Below are 18556 nucleotides of genomic sequence, written 5' to 3' on the forward strand. Positions count from 1 at the left end.
ATTCGCTCTCCCCGGCGGTATCCCGGCCGGTGGAGGTTTGGCAACTCCGCCCGCCTCCGGTAAGGCGTGCCCCCGACCCGGCGTACCATGCCGGACCCTTCTTCTTTCGGGCGCCCCCGGGCCGCCTCAGGGACTTGCCGGACCGAGATGCTCACCGCCTTCCGCCGCCTCGCCGGGACATGGTTCGCCAAGGGCCTGTTCCTGCTGCTGATCCTTTCCTTCGGCATCTGGGGGATCGAGGACGTCGTGCGCAATTTCGGCCGTGACAGCGCCGTGGCGCGCGTGGACGGGCAGCCGATCGAGCTGGCCGAGGCCCAGCAGGCGGCGCGGCGGCAGATGGCGCAGCTGCAGCGGCAGCTCGGCCCGGACTTCGCCGTCAACGATGCCGTGCGGCAGACCGCGGCCCAGCAGGCGGTGGCGGCCCTGGTCAACCAGCGCATCGCCTCGGCGGAATCCGACCGCATGGGCATCGCCGCCTCCGACCAGGCGGTGCGCGACTACGTCTTCGCCATCCCGGCCTTCCAGGCGGGCGGGCAGTTCAGCCGCCCCATCTTCAACCAGTTCCTGCGCGGCAACGGGCTGGACGAGAACGGCTTCCTGGCCCTGGTGAAGCGGGAGCTGGAGCGGCAGCAGATCATCACCTCGATCCGCGCGGGCATCCACGCCCCGGATGCGCTGGTGAAGCCCCTGCTGGCCCAGGCGGGCGAGCGCCGCGTGGTGGAGCTGGCGACCCTGCCGCTCTCGGACGCACCGGAGCCGCCGGCCCCGACCGGGGAGCAGCTCCGCCGCTTCTGGGAAAACAACCCGCAGCAGTTCTCCACCCCGGAATACCGCACCGCGACCGTCGCGCGGCTGGCCGCCGAGATCGTGATGAAGGACGTCCACGTCACGGACGAGGAAATCGCCCAGGCCTATGCCGCCGCCGGCGACCGCTTCCACGCGCCGGAACGCCGGACGCTGGAGCAGGTCCTCTTCCCCACCGGCCCCCGGTCGGAGGAAGAGGCGAAGGCCCTGGCCGAGGCCTGGAAGGGTGGCGCCGGTTTCGCCACGATCAGCGAGAAGGCGAAGGCGGAGGGCGGGCAGCCGGTGGAGCTGGGCACGCTGTCCCAGGCCGAGATCCCCGTGCCGGAACTGGCCCGGGCGGCCTTCGCCACGCCGGAGGGCGAGGTGTCGGCGCCGGTGAAGTCCTCCTTCGGCTGGCATGTGCTGAAGGTGGCCAAGGTCGACCCCCCGGCGGTGCGCGGGCTGGACCAGGTGCGCGACGAGCTGCGCAACGAGCTGGCCCAGAGCAAGGCCGCGGACATGGCCTTCGAGCGCATCAACGGCGCCGAGGACGCGCTGGCCGGCGGCGCGAAGCTGGCGGAGGCGGCGAAGCAGTTCGGCATGGAGGTCGGCACGGTGACGGTGGATGCCACCGGCCATGCCCCGGACGGGCAGGCCGCCACGCTGCCGGTGCCGGACTATGCCCGCGACGAGACGCTGGCCGCCATCTTCGCGGCGCAGCCCCGGCAGCCCGCGCGGATGGAGGAATCCAAGGCCGGGGCCGGCTTCGTGGGCGTCGAGCTGGATTTGGTCCAGCCCCCCGCGCCCCGGCCCTTCGAGCAGGTGGTGGACGCCGTCCGCGCCGCCTGGACCGAGGATGCCCGTGCCCATGCCCAGGAGGAGAAGGCGGCCGCCCTGCTCGGCGCGGTGAAGGACGGGCGCAGCCTGGAGGATGCGGCGAAGGAGGCCGGGGTGATCGCCCTGCGCAGCGATCCCTTCGGCCGCGACGGGCGCAACGAGGCCGGCCCCCGCGTGCCGCCCGAGCTGCTGAACCAGATCTTCGGCACGAAGCCCAAGGACGCCACCATGGCGCGTACCGCCCAGGGCTTCGCCGTGGCGCAGGTGCTGGAGGTCACGCCGGGCGACGTGAACGATGCCACGGCCCTGCGGGCCTTCCGCGGCCGGATCGAGAACGGCATGGGGGACGAGCTGGAGATCCAGTACCTCAACGCCCTGCGCGACCGCACCCCGGTGCAGATCAACGAGGCGCTGCTGCCGCAGGTCGCCGGAGGGATGCCGTGATGCCGCGCGCCCCGCTTGATCACGGCGCCGGGAGGCGGAACACTGTCCGGCCATGATCCTGGCCATGATCCCCGACGCCGCCCTCCCCCGCCCCCTGCCGGCCGGCCCGGGAAGGGGCCGGCCATGAGCGAGACCTCCCTCAAGCCGGTGCTGGCGCGCGTTGCCCAGGGCGAGACGCTGGAAGAGGACGAGGCGGAGCGGGCCTTCGGCATCATCATGAACGGCGAGGCCACCCCGGCGCAGATCGCCGGGCTGGTGATGGCCATGCGGCTCCGCGGCGAGACGGTGGCGGAGATGACCGGCGCGGTCCGCGCCATGCGCGCCCGCATGGTGCCCGCCGAGGTGCCGCCCGGCGCGGTGGACATCGTCGGCACGGGCGGCGACGGCGCGGGGACGCTGAATATCTCCACCGCCGCCGCCATGGTGGTCGCGGGCTGCGGCGTGCCGGTGGCCAAGCACGGCAACAAGGCCCAGTCCTCGCGCTCCGGCACGGCGGATGCCTTCGCGGCGCTGGGGGTCAACCTCGACATACCCTTCGAGCGCATCCCGGCGGTGATCCGCGAGGCCGGGATGGTCTTCCTGATGGCGCAGCGCCACCACGCCGCCCTGCGCCACGCCGCCGGGCCGCGCGTGGAGCTCGGCACCCGCACCATCTTCAACCTGCTGGGGCCGATGGCCAATCCGGGCGGGGTGACGCGGCAGATGACGGGCGCCTTCGCCCCGCAATGGCTGCGCCCGATGGCCGAGGCCCTGGGCCGCCTGGGCAGCGAGCGCGCCTGGCTGGTGCATGGGCAGGGGCTGGACGAGCTGACCGTCAGCGGCCCCAGCCAGGTGGTGGAGCTGCGCGACGGTCGCCTTCGGGAGTTCACCGTCTCGCCGGAGGATGTGGGCCTGCCGCTTTCCCCGGTGGAGTCGCTGCGCGGCGGCGATCCGGAGCGCAACGCCGCGGCGCTGCTGGCGCTGCTGGACGGTGTCGCCAGCCCTTATCGCGACTGCGTGGTGCTGAACGCGGCCGCGGCCCTTGTGGTGGCGGGCCGGAGCGACGATCTGCGCGAGGCGGCCCGGATGGCCGCCGCATCCATCGACCAGCACGCCGCGCGCGGCGTGCTGGAACGTCTTCGCACCGCCACCGCATCCTGACCACCCCCCGGCCCCTCCGGCACATGCAACCCGGAGCGGCGGCCGAAGCTTGACGAGGCGGCGTCACACGCCGCAGGAACCGTTCCATGGACCAAGCCTCAACGCTCGCGGCTCCCGAGACCCGGAGTGCCGCCAACCGCGACATGCCCGACATCCTCGCCCGGATCATGGCCGAGAAGGCCGTGGAGGTGCAGGCGCGGATGCACGAGATCTCCCGGTCCGAGATGGAACGGCGCGCCACCGCGGCCCCGGCGCCGCGTTCCTTCACCGGGGCGCTGTGCAAGTTCCTGGGCGAGGGCCGCACGGGCCTGATCGCCGAGATCAAGCGCTCCTCCCCCTCCGGCGGGCTGATCCGCCAGGACTTTTCCCCGGCGAAGCTGGCCCGGGCCTATTGCGATGCGGGCGCCGCCTGCCTGTCCGTGCTGACCGACGCGCCGCATTTCGGCGGCTCGCTCGAATACCTCGCCGAAGCCCGCGCCGCCTGCGAGTTGCCGGTGCTGCGCAAGGACTTCATGCTCGACCCCTACCAGGTCTTCGAGGCCCGGGCCGCCGGGGCCGACTGCATCCTGCTGATCATGGCCGCCATCACCGACGAGCAGGCGCATGCGCTGGAGGACACGGCGCGCAGCCTGGACATGTCCGTGCTGGCCGAGGTGCATGACGAGCGCGAGCTGGACCGCGCGCTGGGGCTGGAGACGCGGCTGATCGGGGTGAACAACCGCGACCTGCGCACGCTGCGGACGGATATCGCGGTGACCGAGCGCCTCGCCCCGCTGATCCCCGCCGACCGCATCCCCGTGGGCGAGAGCGGTATCCGCACGCCCGAGGACGTCCGCCGCATGGCCGAGGCCGGGGCGCGCTGCCTTCTGGTCGGGGAGCACCTGCTGCGCCAGCCGGACGTGGGAGCGGCGGCCCGGACGCTGATCGAGGCCGGTTGAGCGGCGGCGAAACCGAGGGCGCCCCCGGCTCCCTCACCCATTTCGACGCGGCCGGAAAGGCCGCGATGGTCGACATCTCGGCCAAGGCGGTCACCGAGCGCCGCGCCACCGCGCGCGGCCGCGTCGTGATGCGGCCTGAAACCCTGGCGCTGATCCGCGAGGGCCGTGCCGGCAAGGGCGACGTGCTGGGCGTGGCGCGGCTGGCCGGCATCATGGCCGCCAAGCGCACCGCCGACCTGATCCCGCTCTGCCATCCCCTGCCCCTGACCTCGGTGAAGCTGGAGCTGGAACCGGTGGAGCCGGATGCGGTGGAGATCGCCGCCACCGTGTCCACCGCCGGGCGCACCGGGGTGGAGATGGAGGCGCTGACCGCCGCCACCGTGGCGGCCCTGACCGTCTATGACATGTGCAAGGCGGTGGACCGGGGGATGCGGATCGAAGCGGTGCGCGTGGTGCACAAGTCGGGCGGCAAGTCCGGCACTTTCGAGGCCGACTGAAAGGGTTCCAGCCAGGATGATCCCGGTTTCCGAGGCGCTGCGGCGAATCCTGGATGCGCTGTCCCCCGTTCCGGCGGAGACGGTCAGCCTGCCGGAAGCCTGGAACCGCGTCCTGGCCGCGCCCGTGGCGGCGCGCCTCACCCAGCCGCCCGCCGACGTCTCGGCCATGGACGGCTATGCCGTGCGGGCCGCCGAGGCGGTGGAGGGTGCCAGCCTGGCGGTAACCGGGGCCGCACCGGCGGGCCATCCCTTCGCCGGCACGGTCGGGCCGGGCGAGGCGGTGCGGATCTTCACCGGCGGCTTCGTGCCGGAAGGGGCGGACGGCATCCTGCTGCAGGAGGACGCCACCGCCGAGGGCGCCCGCGTCACCGTGCGGGAGACCGTGCGTCCCGGGCGCTGGATCCGGCGGCGCGGGCTGGACTTCGGCGCCGGGGAGGAACTGCTGTCCCCCGGGCGTCGGCTCACCGCGCGGGACATCGGGCTCGCCGCCGCCGCCAACCATCCCTGGCTCGCCGTGCACCGCCGGCCCCGGATCGGCATCCTGGCCACGGGCGACGAGATCGCCCTGCCCGGCGACCCGCTGCCGCCGGGCGGCATCGTGTCCTCCAACGCCCATGCCCTGGCCGCCCTGGTGCGCGGCGCGGGGGGCGATCCCGTCATCCTGCCCATCGTGGCGGATGATTCCACGGCCATCGCCATGGCGGCCCGGGCGGCGGAAGGCTGCGACCTGCTCGCCACCACGGGCGGCGCCAGCGTCGGGGAGCATGACCTCGTGCAGTCGGCGCTGGGGCCGCAGGGCTTCGCGCTGGATTTCTGGCGGATCGCCATGCGCCCCGGCAAGCCGCTGATCTGGGGGCATCTGCGGGGCGTGCCGCTGCTCGGCCTGCCGGGCAACCCCGTCTCGGCCCTGGTCTGCGGCGTGCTGTTCCTGCGCCCGGCCATCGCGCGCCTCGCCGGCCTGCCGGCGGGCCCCGCCCCGACCCGGCTGGCCCGGCTCGGGCGCGCCCTGCCGGAGAACGACCGACGGGAGGACTACCTCCGCGCGAGCCTGGAGGCCACGGGCGCGGACCTGCCCGTCGCCACGCCCTTCGCGGCGCAGGACAGCTCGATGCTCAAGACCCTGGCCCGCGCCGATGCGCTGGTGCTGCGGGCCCCGCACGCCCCCGCCCTGGCGGCGGGCGAAACGGTGGAAATCATCGACCTCGCGGCGCTCGGGGTCTGATCCGGCGCCTCCCTGACCCTTCCGTGATGGCGGAACACCTGTGGAATCCGGGGATAAACTTGACGACAAGCCAGGAACTTATCTAGAACAAGCAGATAACGTTTCCTCTTTGTTCGCCGCCCGGTTGGGAGATGCGCCATGCTAACGCGGAAGCAGCACCAGCTTCTCGTCTTCATCGACCGGCACCTGCGCCAGACCGGCTTCTCGCCCTCCTTCGAGGAGATGAAGGAGGCCCTCAACCTGCGCTCGAAGTCCGGCATCCACCGCCTGATCACGGCACTGGAGGAACGCGGCTTCCTCAAGCGGCGCGCGCACCGGGCCCGGGCGCTGGAGGTGGTGCGGCTGCCGGACAGCCTCGCGCCCGGCAAGGCGCCGTCCCGCGCGGCAGCGGCGGGCCCCGCCGGATCGTCCGGTGGCGCCTCCAACGTCATCCGCGGCAACTTCGCGCCGAACCTGGCGGGGGTGCCCTCCCCGGCCGAGCACAGCACCGTGCAGCTTCCGCTCTATGGCCGCATCGCCGCCGGCCAGCCGATCGAGGCGCTGCGCGACACCGGCGGCAGCGTGGAGGTTCCGGCCTCGCTGCTCACGGGCGGCGAGCACTATGCGCTGGAGGTTTCGGGGGATTCGATGGTCGAGGCCGGAATCCTCGACAACGACACGGTGATCATCCGCCGGGGCGAGACGGCTGAGAACGGCACCATCGTCGTGGCGCTGGTGGACGATGCCGAGGTCACGCTGAAGCGCCTCCGCCGCAAGGGCAATTCCATCGCCCTGGAGCCCGCCAACGCGACCTACGAGACCCGGATCTTCGGCCCTGACCGGGTGAAGGTCCAGGGCACGCTGGTCGGGCTGCTGCGCCGCTACTGACCTGTCCCGGGGGGTGATCCGGGGGCTTCCGCGGGATCGGCGGCCATGTCCGTCCCGCCCTCGTCCTCCTGCGCCGGGGCCTCGCGCGGCCTCGGCTTCGGGACCGGCGGCACCCAGGGCCGTTCTCCCCGCAGCATCCGGTCCGTGACCACCCTCGCCCCCTCCGGGCCGAGGAACACCGCCTGGGCGCCGTCACGCCAGACGCTGAAACGGTCCACCACCAGCGGCGCCCGTCCGGTGCGGCAGCGGCCACGGACCGGCTCGGCCGAGACCAGCACCGCCACGCTGTCGCACCAGGGTTCCATCCGGATCGGCGCCGCCGCCGCGCCCCGGCGCGTCTTCACCTTGCGCAGCAGGGCAATCGCCGGCGCCCCGGGCCGGGGCCGCAGCAGGCAGTGGTCGGCGGCGCAGCGCAGCCCGGCTTCCATCCTTTCCTCTTCCGCCGGCAGCGGGGCGAAGCCCGCCTCCCCCCAGTCGCGCAGCCAGCTGTCGCGCGCGAAGCCGTTGCTGCCCGAGCCGCGCTCCAGGAAGACGCCTTCCGGGCTGCGATAGGCGATCAGCCGCGCATCGGCCGAGACCAGCAGGTCGGGTTGCGGCACCGTCGGCCCGGAGAACAGGCCGAGCAGGATCAGCGGCACCCCGGCCCAGCGCCAGCGCGTGCGCCAGAGGCAGAGCCAGAGCATCCCGAAGCTCGCCAGCAACAGGCCCCAGGCGGGAATCGGCGACGCGATGGCGGCCGCTCCGGGCCAGGAGGCGACGCGGCGGGCGGTGGCCAGCACGATCTCCGTGCCCCAGCCCATCGGCACCAGGGCCAGCCATTCCAGGCGGAAGGGCATCAGCAGCACCGCCAGCATCCCCGCGGGCATCACCAGCAGCGAGGTCACCGGCACCGCCACCGCATTCGCCACCACGCCATAGAGCTGCAGCCGCCCGAAATGGTGCAGGCCGTAGGGCATGGTCGCCAGCCCGGCGAGCAGCGAGGTGAGCGTCAGCCCGAGCACCGCCACCAGCCCCCGCCGCCAGGCCTCGCCCTGGCCGCGCAGCCGGTCCAGCGGGGCGCGCATCGCCTCCCACCCGGCGATCAGCGCCAGCACGGCGGCGAAGCTCATCTGGAAGGAGGGGCCGAGCAGCGCCGCGGGCTGCCAGGCCAGCACCAGCGCGGCGGCCAGGGCCAAAGCGCGCAGCGACACCACCCGCCGCCCCAGCAGCATCGCCAGCGTCGCCAGGGCGGCCATGGCCAGGGAGCGCAGCATCGGAACCTGCGAGCCGGTGAGCACCGTATAGCCCGCGCCGAGCAGCAGCCCCGTGGCGGCGGCGACGGACTTGCTGTCCACCCGCAGGGCCAGGGGCGGCACCAGCGCGACCAGCAGCCGCACCACGCTCATGCCCAGCCCGATCACGATGGCCACATGCAGGCCGGACACGGACAGCAGATGCGCGAGGCCGCTGTCGCGCATCGCCGCCACGGCCTCGTCCGGGATGGGCGTCTGGCTGCCGGTGAGCATGGCGCTGGACACGGTGCCCGTCGCGCCGCTGCCGAGCACGGCGAGGACGCGCTGTTCCAGCAGGCTGCGCAGCCCGGCGAAGCCGCTCCCTCCCGGCGATGGCGGCGCGGCCTCCAGCCTTTCGACGGCGGCGAGGGCCGAGGCGCTGCCGGCGCGGCCCTCGAAGAAGGCGGCCCGCTGGTAGTCCCAGGCGCCGGGGGCCGGGGGCGGCGGTGGCGGCCGCAGCAGGGCGCGCACCCGTAGCCGGTCGCCCGGCGAGACGGGGGTCTCGTCGCCCTTCTTCAGCCGGAGGCGCAGGCTGCGCTCCAGCGCCGGCTGCCCCTCGCCCGGCCTGGCGCCGGTCAGCACGACGCGCCGCCCGCCCGGCAGGCGTTCGACCGAATCCACCGTGCCGGTCAGGATCACCGCCCGGCGCGGCAGGTCCGGCACGGGGGGCAGGCTGGCGCGCGCCCAGACGGCTAGGGCGAAGCCCAGCGCGACAGTGCCGGCCAGCCCCAGCAGCAGGCCGGGCAGCGGTGCCCGCCGCCGCAGCCAGAGCGCCGGCGCCAGAAGCGGCCAGGGCAGCCAGAGCCAGGCTTCCGAAGGTTCCGTGGGCAGGGCGAAGTAGAGCAGGATGCCGGTGCCGAGCGCGACGGCGAACCAGGGCGGGATGCGACTCCATTCCGCCTGCAACAGGGTATGGAGCCCTTCGCGCAGACGCGTGGCGAGGCTGGGCCGGGCCTGCCGGCCCGGTGCGAGGAGGATGGTGGAGGACAACAACCCAAGGTTGTTTCATTCCGGGCCTGGGCGCAACTCTCCGTGAGGGTCTTCCCGCCGGGACAGGGCGCCCCGTCCCGCCGCCGCCACATTCCAGCGCCGGCGGCGTCCCGTCTTCAAACCGGTCCGGACAGGATGCTAATCAGCCGGAATGACCGTCCGCACGCGCTTCGCGCCCTCTCCCACGGGCTACCTCCATATCGGCGGCGCCCGCACCGCGTTGTTCAACTATCTCTTCGCCAGGCACCATGGCGGGCAGTACCTGCTGCGCATCGAGGATACCGACAAGGCCCGCTCAACGCCGGAAGCGGTGCGGCAGATCCTGGAAAGCCTGGAATGGCTCGGCCTCTCGCCCGACGAGCCGCCGGTGATGCAGTCGTCCCGTGAGGCACGGCATGCCGAGGTGGCGCGGCAGCTCCTGGCCGAGGGCAAGGCCTATCTCGCCTTCGACACGGCCGAGGAACTGGCCTCGATGCGCGAACAGGCGATGAAGGAGGGCCGCCCGCCCCGCTACGATGGCCGCTGGCGCGACCGCGACCCCTCCGAGGCGCCGCCGGGCGTGCCGGGCGCCGTGCGCATCAAGGCGCCGCGCGAGGGCGAGACGGTGGTCCGCGACCTCGTGCAAGGCGAGGTGCGGGTGAACAATGCCGAGCTGGACGACATGATCATCCTGCGCTCGGACGGCACGCCGACCTACCAGCACGCGGTGGTGGTGGACGACCACGACATGGCGATCACCCATGTGATCCGTGGCGACGACCACCTGACCAACACCTTCCGCCAGATCATGATCTATGACGCGATGGGCTGGCCGCGGCCGGACTTCGCGCATATCCCGCTGATCCATGGCGCGGACGGGGCGAAGCTGTCCAAGCGCCATGGCGCCGTGGGCGCGCTGGAGTTCCGCGACCAGGGCCTGCTGCCGGAGGCGGTGTGCAACTACCTGCTGCGGCTGGGCTGGGGCCATGGCGACGAGGAGATCGTGCCGCGCGACCGCGCCATCGAGCTCTTCGAGCTCCGGGATGTGGGGCGCTCGGCCAGCCGCATGGACTACACCAAGCTGGCGCATCTGAACGGCGTCTATATCCGCGATGCCGATCCCGACCGGCTGGCGCGGGAGGTGATGACGCGCCTCGCCAAGCGGGGCCTGCCGATCGACGATGCCGGCGCGGCACGGGTCCGCGCCCTGGTCCCCAGCCTGCAGCCCCGCGCCCGCACGCTGGAGGAGATGGCGGACGGCGCCGCCTTCGTGCTGGAGCGGCCGGAACCCGACGCCAAGGCGGCCGGGCAGCTCAACGAGGAATCGCGGGCGCGGCTGGCCGCCCTGGCCGGGGCGCTGGAAACGGTGGAATGGGATGGCCCCGCGCTGGAAACGCTGCTGCGCGAGCAGGCCGAGGCGCAGGGCGTGAAGCTGGGGGCGCTGGCGCAGCCGCTGCGCGCCGCGCTGACCGGGCGCACGCAGTCGCCGCCGATCGACGCGGTGCTGCTGGCCCTGGGCCGCGAGGAAAGCCTGCGCCGCATCCGGGCCGCCTGAACCGCGCCATCCCTCCCGCGGCCCGGCCGGCGGGATGGCGCGCCCGTCCCGCCGGCCGGGCCAGCAGGACGATGTGGAAGGCCGGGAGGCTTCCCGGCCTGGCCTCGCTCCTAGTGGAGCTTGCCGGGCCTCGCTTCCGCGCCCGGATGGACGGGGCGGGATGCCGGGAACGGCATGTCCTCCGGCCGGGCCGCCAGCAGCTCCTCCTGCGGAAGAAGCGTGCCGAGAAGCCGCTCCAGTGCCATCCGGGTCTCCACGCGGGCGCGGATCAGGGGCAGGCGCGGCCGGCCATCGCAGAGCCGCAGGCTCTCCAGCCCGGCCTTGAGGGGCACGGGATTGCTTTCCGTGAAGAGCGCCTCATGCAGCGGCGAAAGGCTCTGGTGCAGCGCGGCGAGCATCCCGGCGTCACGGGCCGCCCAGGCCCGGTACTGGGCCGTGCAGAGCGCCGGCAGCAGGTTGGCGGCGACCGAGATGCACCCCGCCCCACCCGCCAGCAGGTGCGGCACGGCGGTGGCGTCGTCGCCCGAGAGCTGCGGGAAATCCGCGCCGCAGAGGCGGCGCAGCCGCGCCGGGCGGCCGATATCCGCCGTGGCATCCTTGAAGGCCTGGACCAGCCCGCCGTCGCGCAGGGACGCCACGGTCTCGTCGGCGATGGCGACGCCTGTCCGCGATGGCACGTCGTAGAGGACGAGCGGCAGGCCACTGACGGCCGCCACGGCCCGGACATGTGCGCGGATGCCATCCTGGCTCGGCCTGATATAGGGCGGGGCGGCGCAGAGCAGGCCCGTCGCGCCGCCCCGGGCTGCGGTGGCGGCGAGTTCCACCGCGGCCTGGGTGCAGCCACCGCCGACGCCGGCGATCACCCCCGCCCGATGGCCGACCGCCTCGGACACGACGCGCAGCGCCCTGGCCTGCTCGACCGGCGTCATCGCGGCCGCCTCGCCGGTGCTGCCGCAGACCACCACGGCGGAGGCCCCGCGCGTGACGCAGCGTTCCGCCAGCCGGGCGAGGGCCGCCTCGTCCAGTTCCCCGTCGCCGGGGCGGAAGGGCGTGGCGAGGGCTGGAATCCAGCCTTCCAGGCGGGGAAGGAGATACGCGGAGGCTCGGCCCATCATCGCCGTTCCTCAGCGCGCCGGGTGCCGGCCCGGCAATGGCGCGTGCAGCCGGCAGGTCACCACCACCGCGCCGTCCGGCCCGGACGCGACATGCACCGCCCTGAAGCCATCGCCGCGCAGGCGCCGGACCAGCGAGAGGGCCACGCCCCTCGCCTTCTCGCCGAGCAGGCGCAGGGCCAGGCGGCCGCCGGACGCGCCTTCGGCCAGGGCACGGCGGGCGGAGCGGGCCACCGACAGGGCCTCGTCCTCGCTGTGCAGGCGGGGCGCCACCACGACCTCGGCCGCGACAGGATGGGCCGGGGGATCGGTGACGCAAGTGGCCGAACGGCAGCCCCGGCGCACCGTGGCGCAGAGCAGGTCGGCGCTGCCGCCACCGATGATCAGCACGCGGTCGTGCGGCTGCGTCTCCACCGAATCGAGGAGATCGCCGCCCGGCGCCGCGCCGGGGGCGAGCAGGCGCTGCAGCCGCGCAGGGCGGCTCAGCAAGGCCAGGGGGAGCGGGACCGTCCGGGCCGTGGAGGCCTGGGAGGGCCGGGGCGCGGGCGCGGGCGCCGCCGCCGTGCGGATGTTTGGCATGCGGGAAGAATAGGCCCGGCCAAGTAAAGGCGATATTTGCCGCATCGGCCGTCCGCGTAAAGAAGGCATAAAGACCGCGGCGCCGACGGGCCGCGGCCCCAAGTAATCCGCTGGCCGCCTCATTGGCGGGACGGAAGCGGGCCGCGTGCATCTGGCGCCGGCGCTTCTCCGGGGGTCCGGCTCACCGCCGGGGCAGGTTCTTCTCCCAGGGCGGTTCCGGCACCCAGGCCTCCGCGAGATATGCCACCATCGCCCTTGTCTTGGCGGGCGCCTGCCGTCCCGCTCCTGCCGGCAGTGGCGGCTGCACGGCATGGATGCCGAGCCAGCCCATCGCAGGCTGGTCCAGCCCGATCTCCACCAGCCTGCCGTCGCGCAGGGCCTCGTCGAGCAGGAAGACCGGCTGGTAGATCAGCCCGTGCCCGGCGATGGCGGCCTCGCGCAGCGCATCGCCGTTGTTGGCCCGCAGGCTGCCGCCGACCGGTACCGGGACCTGCCCCTGCTCCCCGAAGACCCAGCGATCCGGGCCCATCGCCTCCGACAGCGTATAGCCGAGGCAGGCGTGCCGCCGCAGGTCCTCCACCCGCCCCGGGGTGCCGTGCGTGGCGAGGTAGGAGGGCGCGCCGCAGACCGCCATCCGCACCGGCGCCAGGCGCCGCGCCACCAGGCTGCTGTCGCCCATGCGGCGGATGCGGATGGTCAGGTCCCAGCCTTCCTCCACCAGGTCCACCAGCCGGTCGTTCAGGCCCAGCTCCACGGTCACGCGCGGATGGCGGCGGCAGAATTCCGCCAGCAGCGGCGCCACATGCCGCGTGCCGAAGGAAACCGGCACGTTGAGCCGCAGCAGCCCACGCGGCTCCAGCCGGTCGGCGGAGACGGCGCGCTCGGCCTCCTCGATCTCCGGCAGCAGGCGCAGGCAGGAATCGAGGAAGCCCCGCCCCGCCTCGGTCAGGGAAAGCCGGCGTGTCGTGCGGTGAAGGAGCCGCACGCCGAGGCGTTCCTCCAGCGCCGCGACATGCTTGGTCACCATGGTCTGGGACAGGCCCAGCGCCCGGGCGGCGGCGGAAAAGCTGCCCAGCCCGGCCACCCGCGCGAAGACCTGCATGCCCGTCACGCGATCCAGCATCGGCCCGGCCCACTCTCCCGGTGTGAGGTGAGTTCCGGAATAGACCGATTATCCCCCGGCCGGCGAGGGTGCATCTCCACCGGCACAGATTCCGACGGAGAACCCTCCCCCGATGACCGCCCCTCACACTGCCCCCAACACCGCTCCCTGGGGCGCACTCCTCCTGCGGCTCTCGCTCGGCGTGCTGTTTCTGGCCCATGCCGGGCTGAAGATCCTCGTCTTCACTCCCGCCGGCACGGCCGCCTTCTTCGGCAAGCTCGGCCTGCCGCCGGCCCTTGCCTATGCCACGATGGCCGTCGAGGTCCTCGGCGCCATGGCGCTGATCCTGGGCGTCTGGGCCCGGCTGGCCGCGCTGGTGCTGATCCCCGTGCTGCTCGGCGCCATCCTCACCGTGCATGGGGCCAACGGGTTCTTTTTCACCAATGCCGGCGGCGGCTGGGAATACCCCGCCTTCTGGGCCGTAGCCCTCTTCGCCCAGGCCCTGCTGGGCGATGGCGCCCTGGCGCTGAAGCCGACCCCGCTGCCCGCCGCACCGCGCCAGCCGGTGCATGCCTGACGCGACGGACGGCGCGGAGCGCTTCCCCGGCGGCCCGCGCCCTGCCTGAACCTCCTGCCACGCCGCGCATCGAAGCGGCCGTGGCGAAGCCCGCCAAGGAGACGCCGACCATGACCACCCCGACACCCCGCCAACCCGTGATCTTCATTCCGCATGGCGGCGGCCCCTGCTTCTTCATGGACTGGCCGAACACCTGGGACCGGATGGCGGAACACCTGCGCGGCATCCCGCGGCGCCTGCCCGCGCGGCCGAAGGCGATCCTGGTCGTTTCCGGCCATTGGGAGACGGCGGTGCCCACCGTCACCACCGGCACGCAACCGCCGCTGCTCTTCGACTATCACGGCTTCCCGCCGCACACCTACGAGCTGCGCTACCCGGCCCCCGGCTCCCCGAAACTGGCGGCGCGGGTGCAGGAGCTCCTGGGGCGGGCCGGGATCGAGTCCGCCGGGGACGCGGCGCGCGGCTTCGACCACGGCGTCTTCATCCCCTTCCTTCTGGCCTTTCCGGAGGCAGAGATCCCGGTGGTGGAGCTTTCCGTGCGCGAGGACCTGGACCCGGCGGCGCATCTCGCCCTGGGCCGGGCGCTGGCGCCGCTGCGGGACGAGGGGGTGCTGATCGTGGCAACCGGCATGACCTATCACAACCTCCGCCACTTCATGCGGCCGGATGGGGTGAACGACGAGGTGTCGGTGGCCTTCGACGGCTGGCTCGCCCAGGCCGTGACCGCACCGCCCGAGCAGCGCGACCGGCTGTTGCAGGACTGGGAGCATGCCCCCGGCGCCCGCGCCTGCCATCCGCGCGAGGAGCACCTGATCCCGCTGCTCCTCGCCGCCGGCGCCGCCGGGGAGGACTCCGGCCAGCGCGACTACAGCGACCGGGTGATGGGCAAGGCGCTGTCCGGCTTCCGCTTCGGCTGACGCGGGCGGCGATGGCGGGGGCGCCTCCCCTGCCATGTCTGCGTCAGCCGGTGGCGGTGACGCGCCAGACGGTGTTGCCGCTGTCATCGGCCACCAGCAGCGCGCCCACGGCATCCATGGCGACGCCGACCGGGCGGCCATACACCTGTCCCGTTTCCGGATCGGCCATGAAGCCGGTGAGGAAATCCCGCGCGGGACCGCTCGGGCGCCCATTGGCGAAGGGCAGGTAGAGCACGCGGTAGCCGGCGAAGGCCGTGCGGTTCCAGGAGCCGCGCTGGCCGATGAAGGCGCCGCCGCGCCATTCCGCCGGAAAGGCGCCGCCGGTGGAGAAATCCAGCCCGAGCGAGGCGGTGTGCGGCCCGAGCGCGTAGTCCGGCACGATGGCGCGGGCCACCAGCTCCCGCTCCCGGCTCCCCATCTTCTCCCGCATGCGGGGGTCGATGTGCGTCCCGAAATAGCTGAAGGGCCAGCCATAGAAGCCGCCCTGCCGCACATGGGTCAGGTAGTCGGGCACGAGGTCGTCGCCGATGTTGTCGCGCTCGTTCACCACGGTCCAGAGTTCGCCCGAGCCGGGTTCCCAGGCCATGCCGACGGGGTTGCGCAGCCCGCCGGCGAAGAGGCGCTCGTTCGAGCCGTCCAGATCCACCTGCAGGATGCAGGCGCGGCGGCGCTCGTTCTCCAGCCCGTGCTCGGCCACGTTGCTGCCGGACCCCACGCTGACGAAGAGGCTGCGCCCGTCCCGCGCCGGCAGCAGGTTGCGCGTCCAATGGTTGTTGTAGCCCCCGGCCGGCAGGTCGAGGAGCTTCCGCCCCGGCGCCGTGATCTTTCCGCGCCCATCATTCCAGGGAAAGCGCAGGAGCGCGTCGGTGTCGGCGACAAAGAGGGAATCGCCCAGCACCGCCATGCCAAAGGGCCGGTTCAGCCCCTCCAGCAGCAGGGTCCGGCCGCCGGCCTGGCCCGCGCGGTCCGGGGCGTGCAGCAGGGTGACGCGGTTGGCGCGCGGCGCCTCGGACACCAGCACCCGGCCGTCCGGCAGGGGCAGGATCATGCGGGGATTGTCGAGGTCCGTTCCGAAGGCCGTCACGGTGAAGCCCCGCGGCGCCTGCGGCCTCCGCCCGGCGGGCCAGCCGCCGCCATGGGAGCGGTTGACCACGCGGTGCGCCGTGTTCGGCGCGGGCAGGTCCGGCTGAGGCCCCATGCCCGGAAGCTGGCCGGGGCCGTGCTGGGCCAGGGCGCGGGCGGCGTGGCCTGCGGCGAGTCCCCCGGCGGCGAGACCGAGGAGAAGGTTGCGTCGAGGCGTCATGGTCGGCTGGCTCCTGTCGCGGTCGCGTCCCGGCGGCGGTGGCATTCCCAGCGCAACGTCCGAGGTGGCGGAACGCTTCGGAGGCGTGCGTCTCAGCGCTCGCCCTGGCCCCCGCCCACGAGGCCAGCCGGAGGCGTGCCGGGAGCGGGCACGATGCGGCAGGCGGCGGCGGCCGCGCGGGCCAGGGAGAGCATGCGCCGCGCCGCGACGGCCCCGGTGGCGGCCTCGCCCGCCAGCTTCTCCACCAGCGGGTTCGACACCACGGCGCGGGTCGCCGCATCGGCCAGGACATTGGTGGCCGCGACCGTGGCGGCGGAGAAGGCCGAGCGCCGCAGCAGCGCCACCGTGCCCGCGATGCCGGGCCGCAGCCCGTGCAGCGCCGCGACCTGCCGCACCAGCCGCACCGCGCGCCAGCCGAAGACCAGCGCATCCCAGGCCGGGGACGGGCTGATGGCGGTGGCGGCGAAGGCCTGCACCGCCGCGGTGCGGCCCAGGGCGATGGCCTGGGCATCCAGGGCGCGCAGCGGCCCGGCTTCCAGCAGGGCGCGCAGGGTGGGGATGTCGGGCGCCTCGCGCAGCGCCGGCAGGGTGTCGCGGGCGGCGGGCACGCGCGCCGCCCAGCGGATCGCATCCGCCTTGGCGCGGGCGAGGTCGCCCGTGGCCAGGGCCTCCCGCGTCCGGTCCACCGCGTCCAGCGCGGCCAGGGCACGAACCTCGCGCAGCCCGGCCCAGAAGATCAGGCCGAAGCCGAAGACCGCCACCAGCAGGGTGAGCCCGCCCAGGACCGGCCCGCGCTCGAACTGCGAGGCGACGAAATTCGCCGCGTCCAGCATCGACAGGCCGAGGATCAGCGAGGCCACCCCCGTCGCGGCGAGGCTGAGGCTGGACCAGCCGCCGGTGCGCGGCTCCGCCACAGGCACCACCGCCTGTTCCCAGCGCAGGTCCAGCCGCTCGTCCGGGCGGGAGGGCGCCTCCTCCTCCAGGATCACGCGCGGGCCGGCGGGCGGGGTCCTCGGGTCGCTCACAGCAGGTCTCCGATCAGGCTGGCCAGCAGGCGGTCCAGCCCCAGATGCGGAACGCCGGAATGGCCGCCGGGCTCCAGCCGGGGCGGGCGGAAGACCGGCATGGCGAAATAAGGGGCGCTCCAATAAGCCGCGTCCGGCCGCCGCGCCGGCACCTGCCCGGGATCGACCCGCGCCCAGCGTCCGGTCTCCAGCAGCACGCCGCGCACGGCGGGCACGGCATGGCCGTCGCGCTCGGCCAGCGTGTCCTCGGTGCAGCGGAGCGCGGCGATGGCCTGCACCGAGACCTCCGCCCCCGCCGCCAGGACGCGGGCGCGGGGCGAGGAGACGAGGTCGCCCAGCAGCGCGGCGAGGTTCTCGCGCGAGGCTTCCGGCACATGGTCCGCCTTGGTCGCGGCGAAGGCGACATGGGACACCCCGGCGCCCGTGATCCAGTCGAGCCAGGAGCCGCCATAGCGCAGGCTCTCCGCGATCGCGGCCAGGGATTCCGCCGTGTCGTCGAAGGATTCGCGCCCGGCATGCAGCGCGCCCAGCACGTCCACCAGCACCGCCTGGCGGTCGAAGCGGCGGAAGACCGGCTCGAAGAAATGCGCCCGCTGGTCCTGGAGATAGGCATCGTGGCGGCGGGACAGCAGCGCCGCCATCTCCCCGCCCCGGGCCGCCTCCGGCAGCGGAAAGAACCAGAGCAGCGGCGTTTCCCCGCGCGGCCCGGGATTGAGCACCCGGCCGGGCTGCAGGAAGCGCAGGCCCAGCTCGTCCCGGCAATGGCGCAGCGCGTCGCGGTAGAGCACCCAGCCACGGCGGACCAGCGCCTCCTCCGCCGTGGCGGCGGGCGGCAGGGCGCGGGCGAAATCCAGGAAGGCGCGCACCGGCTCGGCCCGGATGCGTTCCAGCCGCGCCAGCGTGGCATCGGACCAGCCGGCATGGCTGCCGTTGAACATCGGCAGGTCCAGCAGCCACTCGCCCGGATAGTCGAGCAGCTCCAGCGTCACCTGCCGGTCGGGCAGGAGCTGGCCCCAGAAGTTCCTCCGGCGGATGGTGAGCGCCAGGGAGAGGGTCGAGAGGTCCTCCGTCCGCGCCGGCCATTGCGGCGGGTCGGCGGCGAGGGATTCCAGATGCGCCAGCGCGTCGAAGCGCGGCGTGTTCTCGGTGCCGGCGGGGACGAGCTGGACGGACAGGAGACGGCCGCCGGCCGCCTCCTCCAGCGCCGGCAGGGTGCGGGCGCGTGAGCCCGCCGCCAGCAGGTTGGCCACCAGCGAGGTCAGCATCACCGTCTTGCCGGCCCGCGACAGGCCGGTGACGGCGAGGCGCACCTTGTCACGCCCGGCGAGCGCGCGGGCGGCATCCTCCGTCCCGGCCAGGACGTCCCGCCACAGCCGGCTGGGCGTCCCGGTCAGCACATCCAGGGGCGACGGGCTCAC

16 protein-coding genes are annotated in these 18556 nt (G+C 73.8%); 9 read left to right on the plus strand and 7 right to left on the minus strand.

Features of this window, described 5'->3' with window-relative positions:
• Positions 1 to 147: 147 nt before the first annotated feature.
• The 6 genes from BT98_RS0106360 to lexA all read left to right on the plus strand — a co-directional run bounded on the left by BT98_RS0106360 (position 148) and on the right by lexA (position 6728).
• Positions 148 to 2064: a peptidylprolyl isomerase gene (locus BT98_RS0106360; protein ID WP_019462888.1), complete on the plus strand. Its 1917-nt coding sequence runs from the start codon at positions 148 to 150 to the stop codon at positions 2062 to 2064.
• 123 nt (positions 2065 to 2187) lie between these two features.
• The gene (gene trpD / locus BT98_RS0106365) at positions 2188 to 3204 is read left to right on the plus strand and encodes an anthranilate phosphoribosyltransferase (RefSeq protein WP_019462887.1); all 1017 of its coding nucleotides are present in this window, start codon (positions 2188 to 2190) and stop codon (positions 3202 to 3204) included.
• Between the two features lie 86 nt (positions 3205 to 3290).
• Entirely contained in the window at positions 3291 to 4142 is an 852-nt protein-coding gene (gene trpC / locus BT98_RS0106370; protein WP_019462886.1) for an indole-3-glycerol phosphate synthase TrpC, read from the plus strand.
• Positions 4139 to 4639, plus strand: a complete 501-nt coding sequence (moaC, locus tag BT98_RS0106375; protein WP_019462885.1) for a cyclic pyranopterin monophosphate synthase MoaC — start codon at positions 4139 to 4141, stop codon at positions 4637 to 4639. Before trpC ends, moaC begins: the two co-directional genes overlap by 4 nt.
• 16 nt (positions 4640 to 4655) lie before the next feature.
• Positions 4656 to 5861: a molybdopterin molybdotransferase MoeA gene (locus BT98_RS0106380; protein ID WP_027297174.1), complete on the plus strand. Its 1206-nt coding sequence runs from the start codon at positions 4656 to 4658 to the stop codon at positions 5859 to 5861.
• Positions 5862 to 5999: 138 nt separating this feature from the next.
• Positions 6000 to 6728 carry a transcriptional repressor LexA gene (gene lexA, locus BT98_RS0106385; RefSeq protein WP_019460679.1) on the plus strand — a complete coding sequence of 243 codons (729 nt, stop codon included), beginning with the start codon at positions 6000 to 6002 and terminating at the stop codon, positions 6726 to 6728.
• Here lexA and BT98_RS0106390 read toward each other — a convergent pair.
• Complete coding sequence (locus BT98_RS0106390; protein WP_019460678.1) at positions 6722 to 8989, minus strand: ComEC/Rec2 family competence protein; 2268 nt, start codon at positions 8987 to 8989, stop codon at positions 6722 to 6724. The genes lexA and BT98_RS0106390 overlap by 7 nt on opposite strands.
• Before the next feature lie 151 nt (positions 8990 to 9140).
• Here BT98_RS0106390 and gltX point away from each other — a divergent pair, with 151 nt between their 5' ends.
• A complete protein-coding gene (gltX, locus tag BT98_RS0106395) occupies positions 9141 to 10523 on the plus strand; it encodes a glutamate--tRNA ligase (protein ID WP_019460677.1) in 1383 nt (460 codons plus the stop codon).
• A 110-nt stretch (positions 10524 to 10633) separates the two neighbouring features.
• Here gltX and dapA read toward each other — a convergent pair whose 3' ends face one another.
• The 3 genes from dapA to BT98_RS0106410 form a co-directional block, all read right to left on the minus strand.
• Positions 10634 to 11638, minus strand: a complete 1005-nt coding sequence (dapA, locus tag BT98_RS0106400; RefSeq protein ID WP_019460676.1) for a 4-hydroxy-tetrahydrodipicolinate synthase — start codon at positions 11636 to 11638, stop codon at positions 10634 to 10636.
• Positions 11639 to 11647: 9 nt separating this feature from the next.
• Positions 11648 to 12124, minus strand: coding sequence for a hypothetical protein (locus BT98_RS0106405; RefSeq protein WP_147292482.1), 477 nt, complete (start codon positions 12122 to 12124; stop codon positions 11648 to 11650).
• Positions 12125 to 12395: 271 nt separating this feature from the next.
• Positions 12396 to 13337, minus strand: a complete 942-nt coding sequence (locus BT98_RS0106410; protein WP_019460674.1) for a LysR family transcriptional regulator — start codon at positions 13335 to 13337, stop codon at positions 12396 to 12398.
• A 112-nt stretch (positions 13338 to 13449) separates the two neighbouring features.
• Here BT98_RS0106410 and BT98_RS0106415 point away from each other — a divergent pair, with 112 nt between their 5' ends.
• Positions 13450 to 13893 carry a DoxX family protein gene (locus BT98_RS0106415; protein ID WP_019460673.1) on the plus strand — a complete coding sequence of 148 codons (444 nt, stop codon included), beginning with the start codon at positions 13450 to 13452 and terminating at the stop codon, positions 13891 to 13893.
• A gap of 110 nt (positions 13894 to 14003) precedes the next feature.
• Positions 14004 to 14810, plus strand: coding sequence for a DODA-type extradiol aromatic ring-opening family dioxygenase (locus BT98_RS0106420; RefSeq protein WP_019460672.1), 807 nt, complete (start codon positions 14004 to 14006; stop codon positions 14808 to 14810).
• A 43-nt stretch (positions 14811 to 14853) separates the two neighbouring features.
• Here BT98_RS0106420 and BT98_RS0106425 read toward each other — a convergent pair whose 3' ends face one another.
• The 3 genes from BT98_RS0106425 to BT98_RS0106435 all read right to left on the minus strand — a co-directional run bounded on the left by BT98_RS0106425 (position 14854) and on the right by BT98_RS0106435 (position 18556).
• The gene (locus BT98_RS0106425; protein WP_019460671.1) at positions 14854 to 16113 is read right to left on the minus strand and encodes a PQQ-dependent sugar dehydrogenase; all 1260 of its coding nucleotides are present in this window, start codon (positions 16111 to 16113) and stop codon (positions 14854 to 14856) included.
• Positions 16114 to 16205: 92 nt separating this feature from the next.
• On the minus strand, positions 16206 to 17138 hold the full coding sequence (locus BT98_RS0106430; RefSeq protein ID WP_027297175.1) for a DUF697 domain-containing protein: 933 nt from the start codon (positions 17136 to 17138) through the stop codon (positions 16206 to 16208).
• Entirely contained in the window at positions 17135 to 18556 is a 1422-nt protein-coding gene (locus tag BT98_RS0106435) for a YcjX family GTP-binding protein (RefSeq protein WP_019460669.1), read from the minus strand. The genes BT98_RS0106430 and BT98_RS0106435 overlap by 4 nt, the downstream gene beginning before the upstream one ends.

The sequence above is a fragment of the Roseomonas mucosa ATCC BAA-692 genome (genome assembly GCF_000622225.1).
Taxonomy (GTDB): Bacteria; Pseudomonadota; Alphaproteobacteria; order Acetobacterales; family Acetobacteraceae; genus Roseomonas; species Roseomonas mucosa.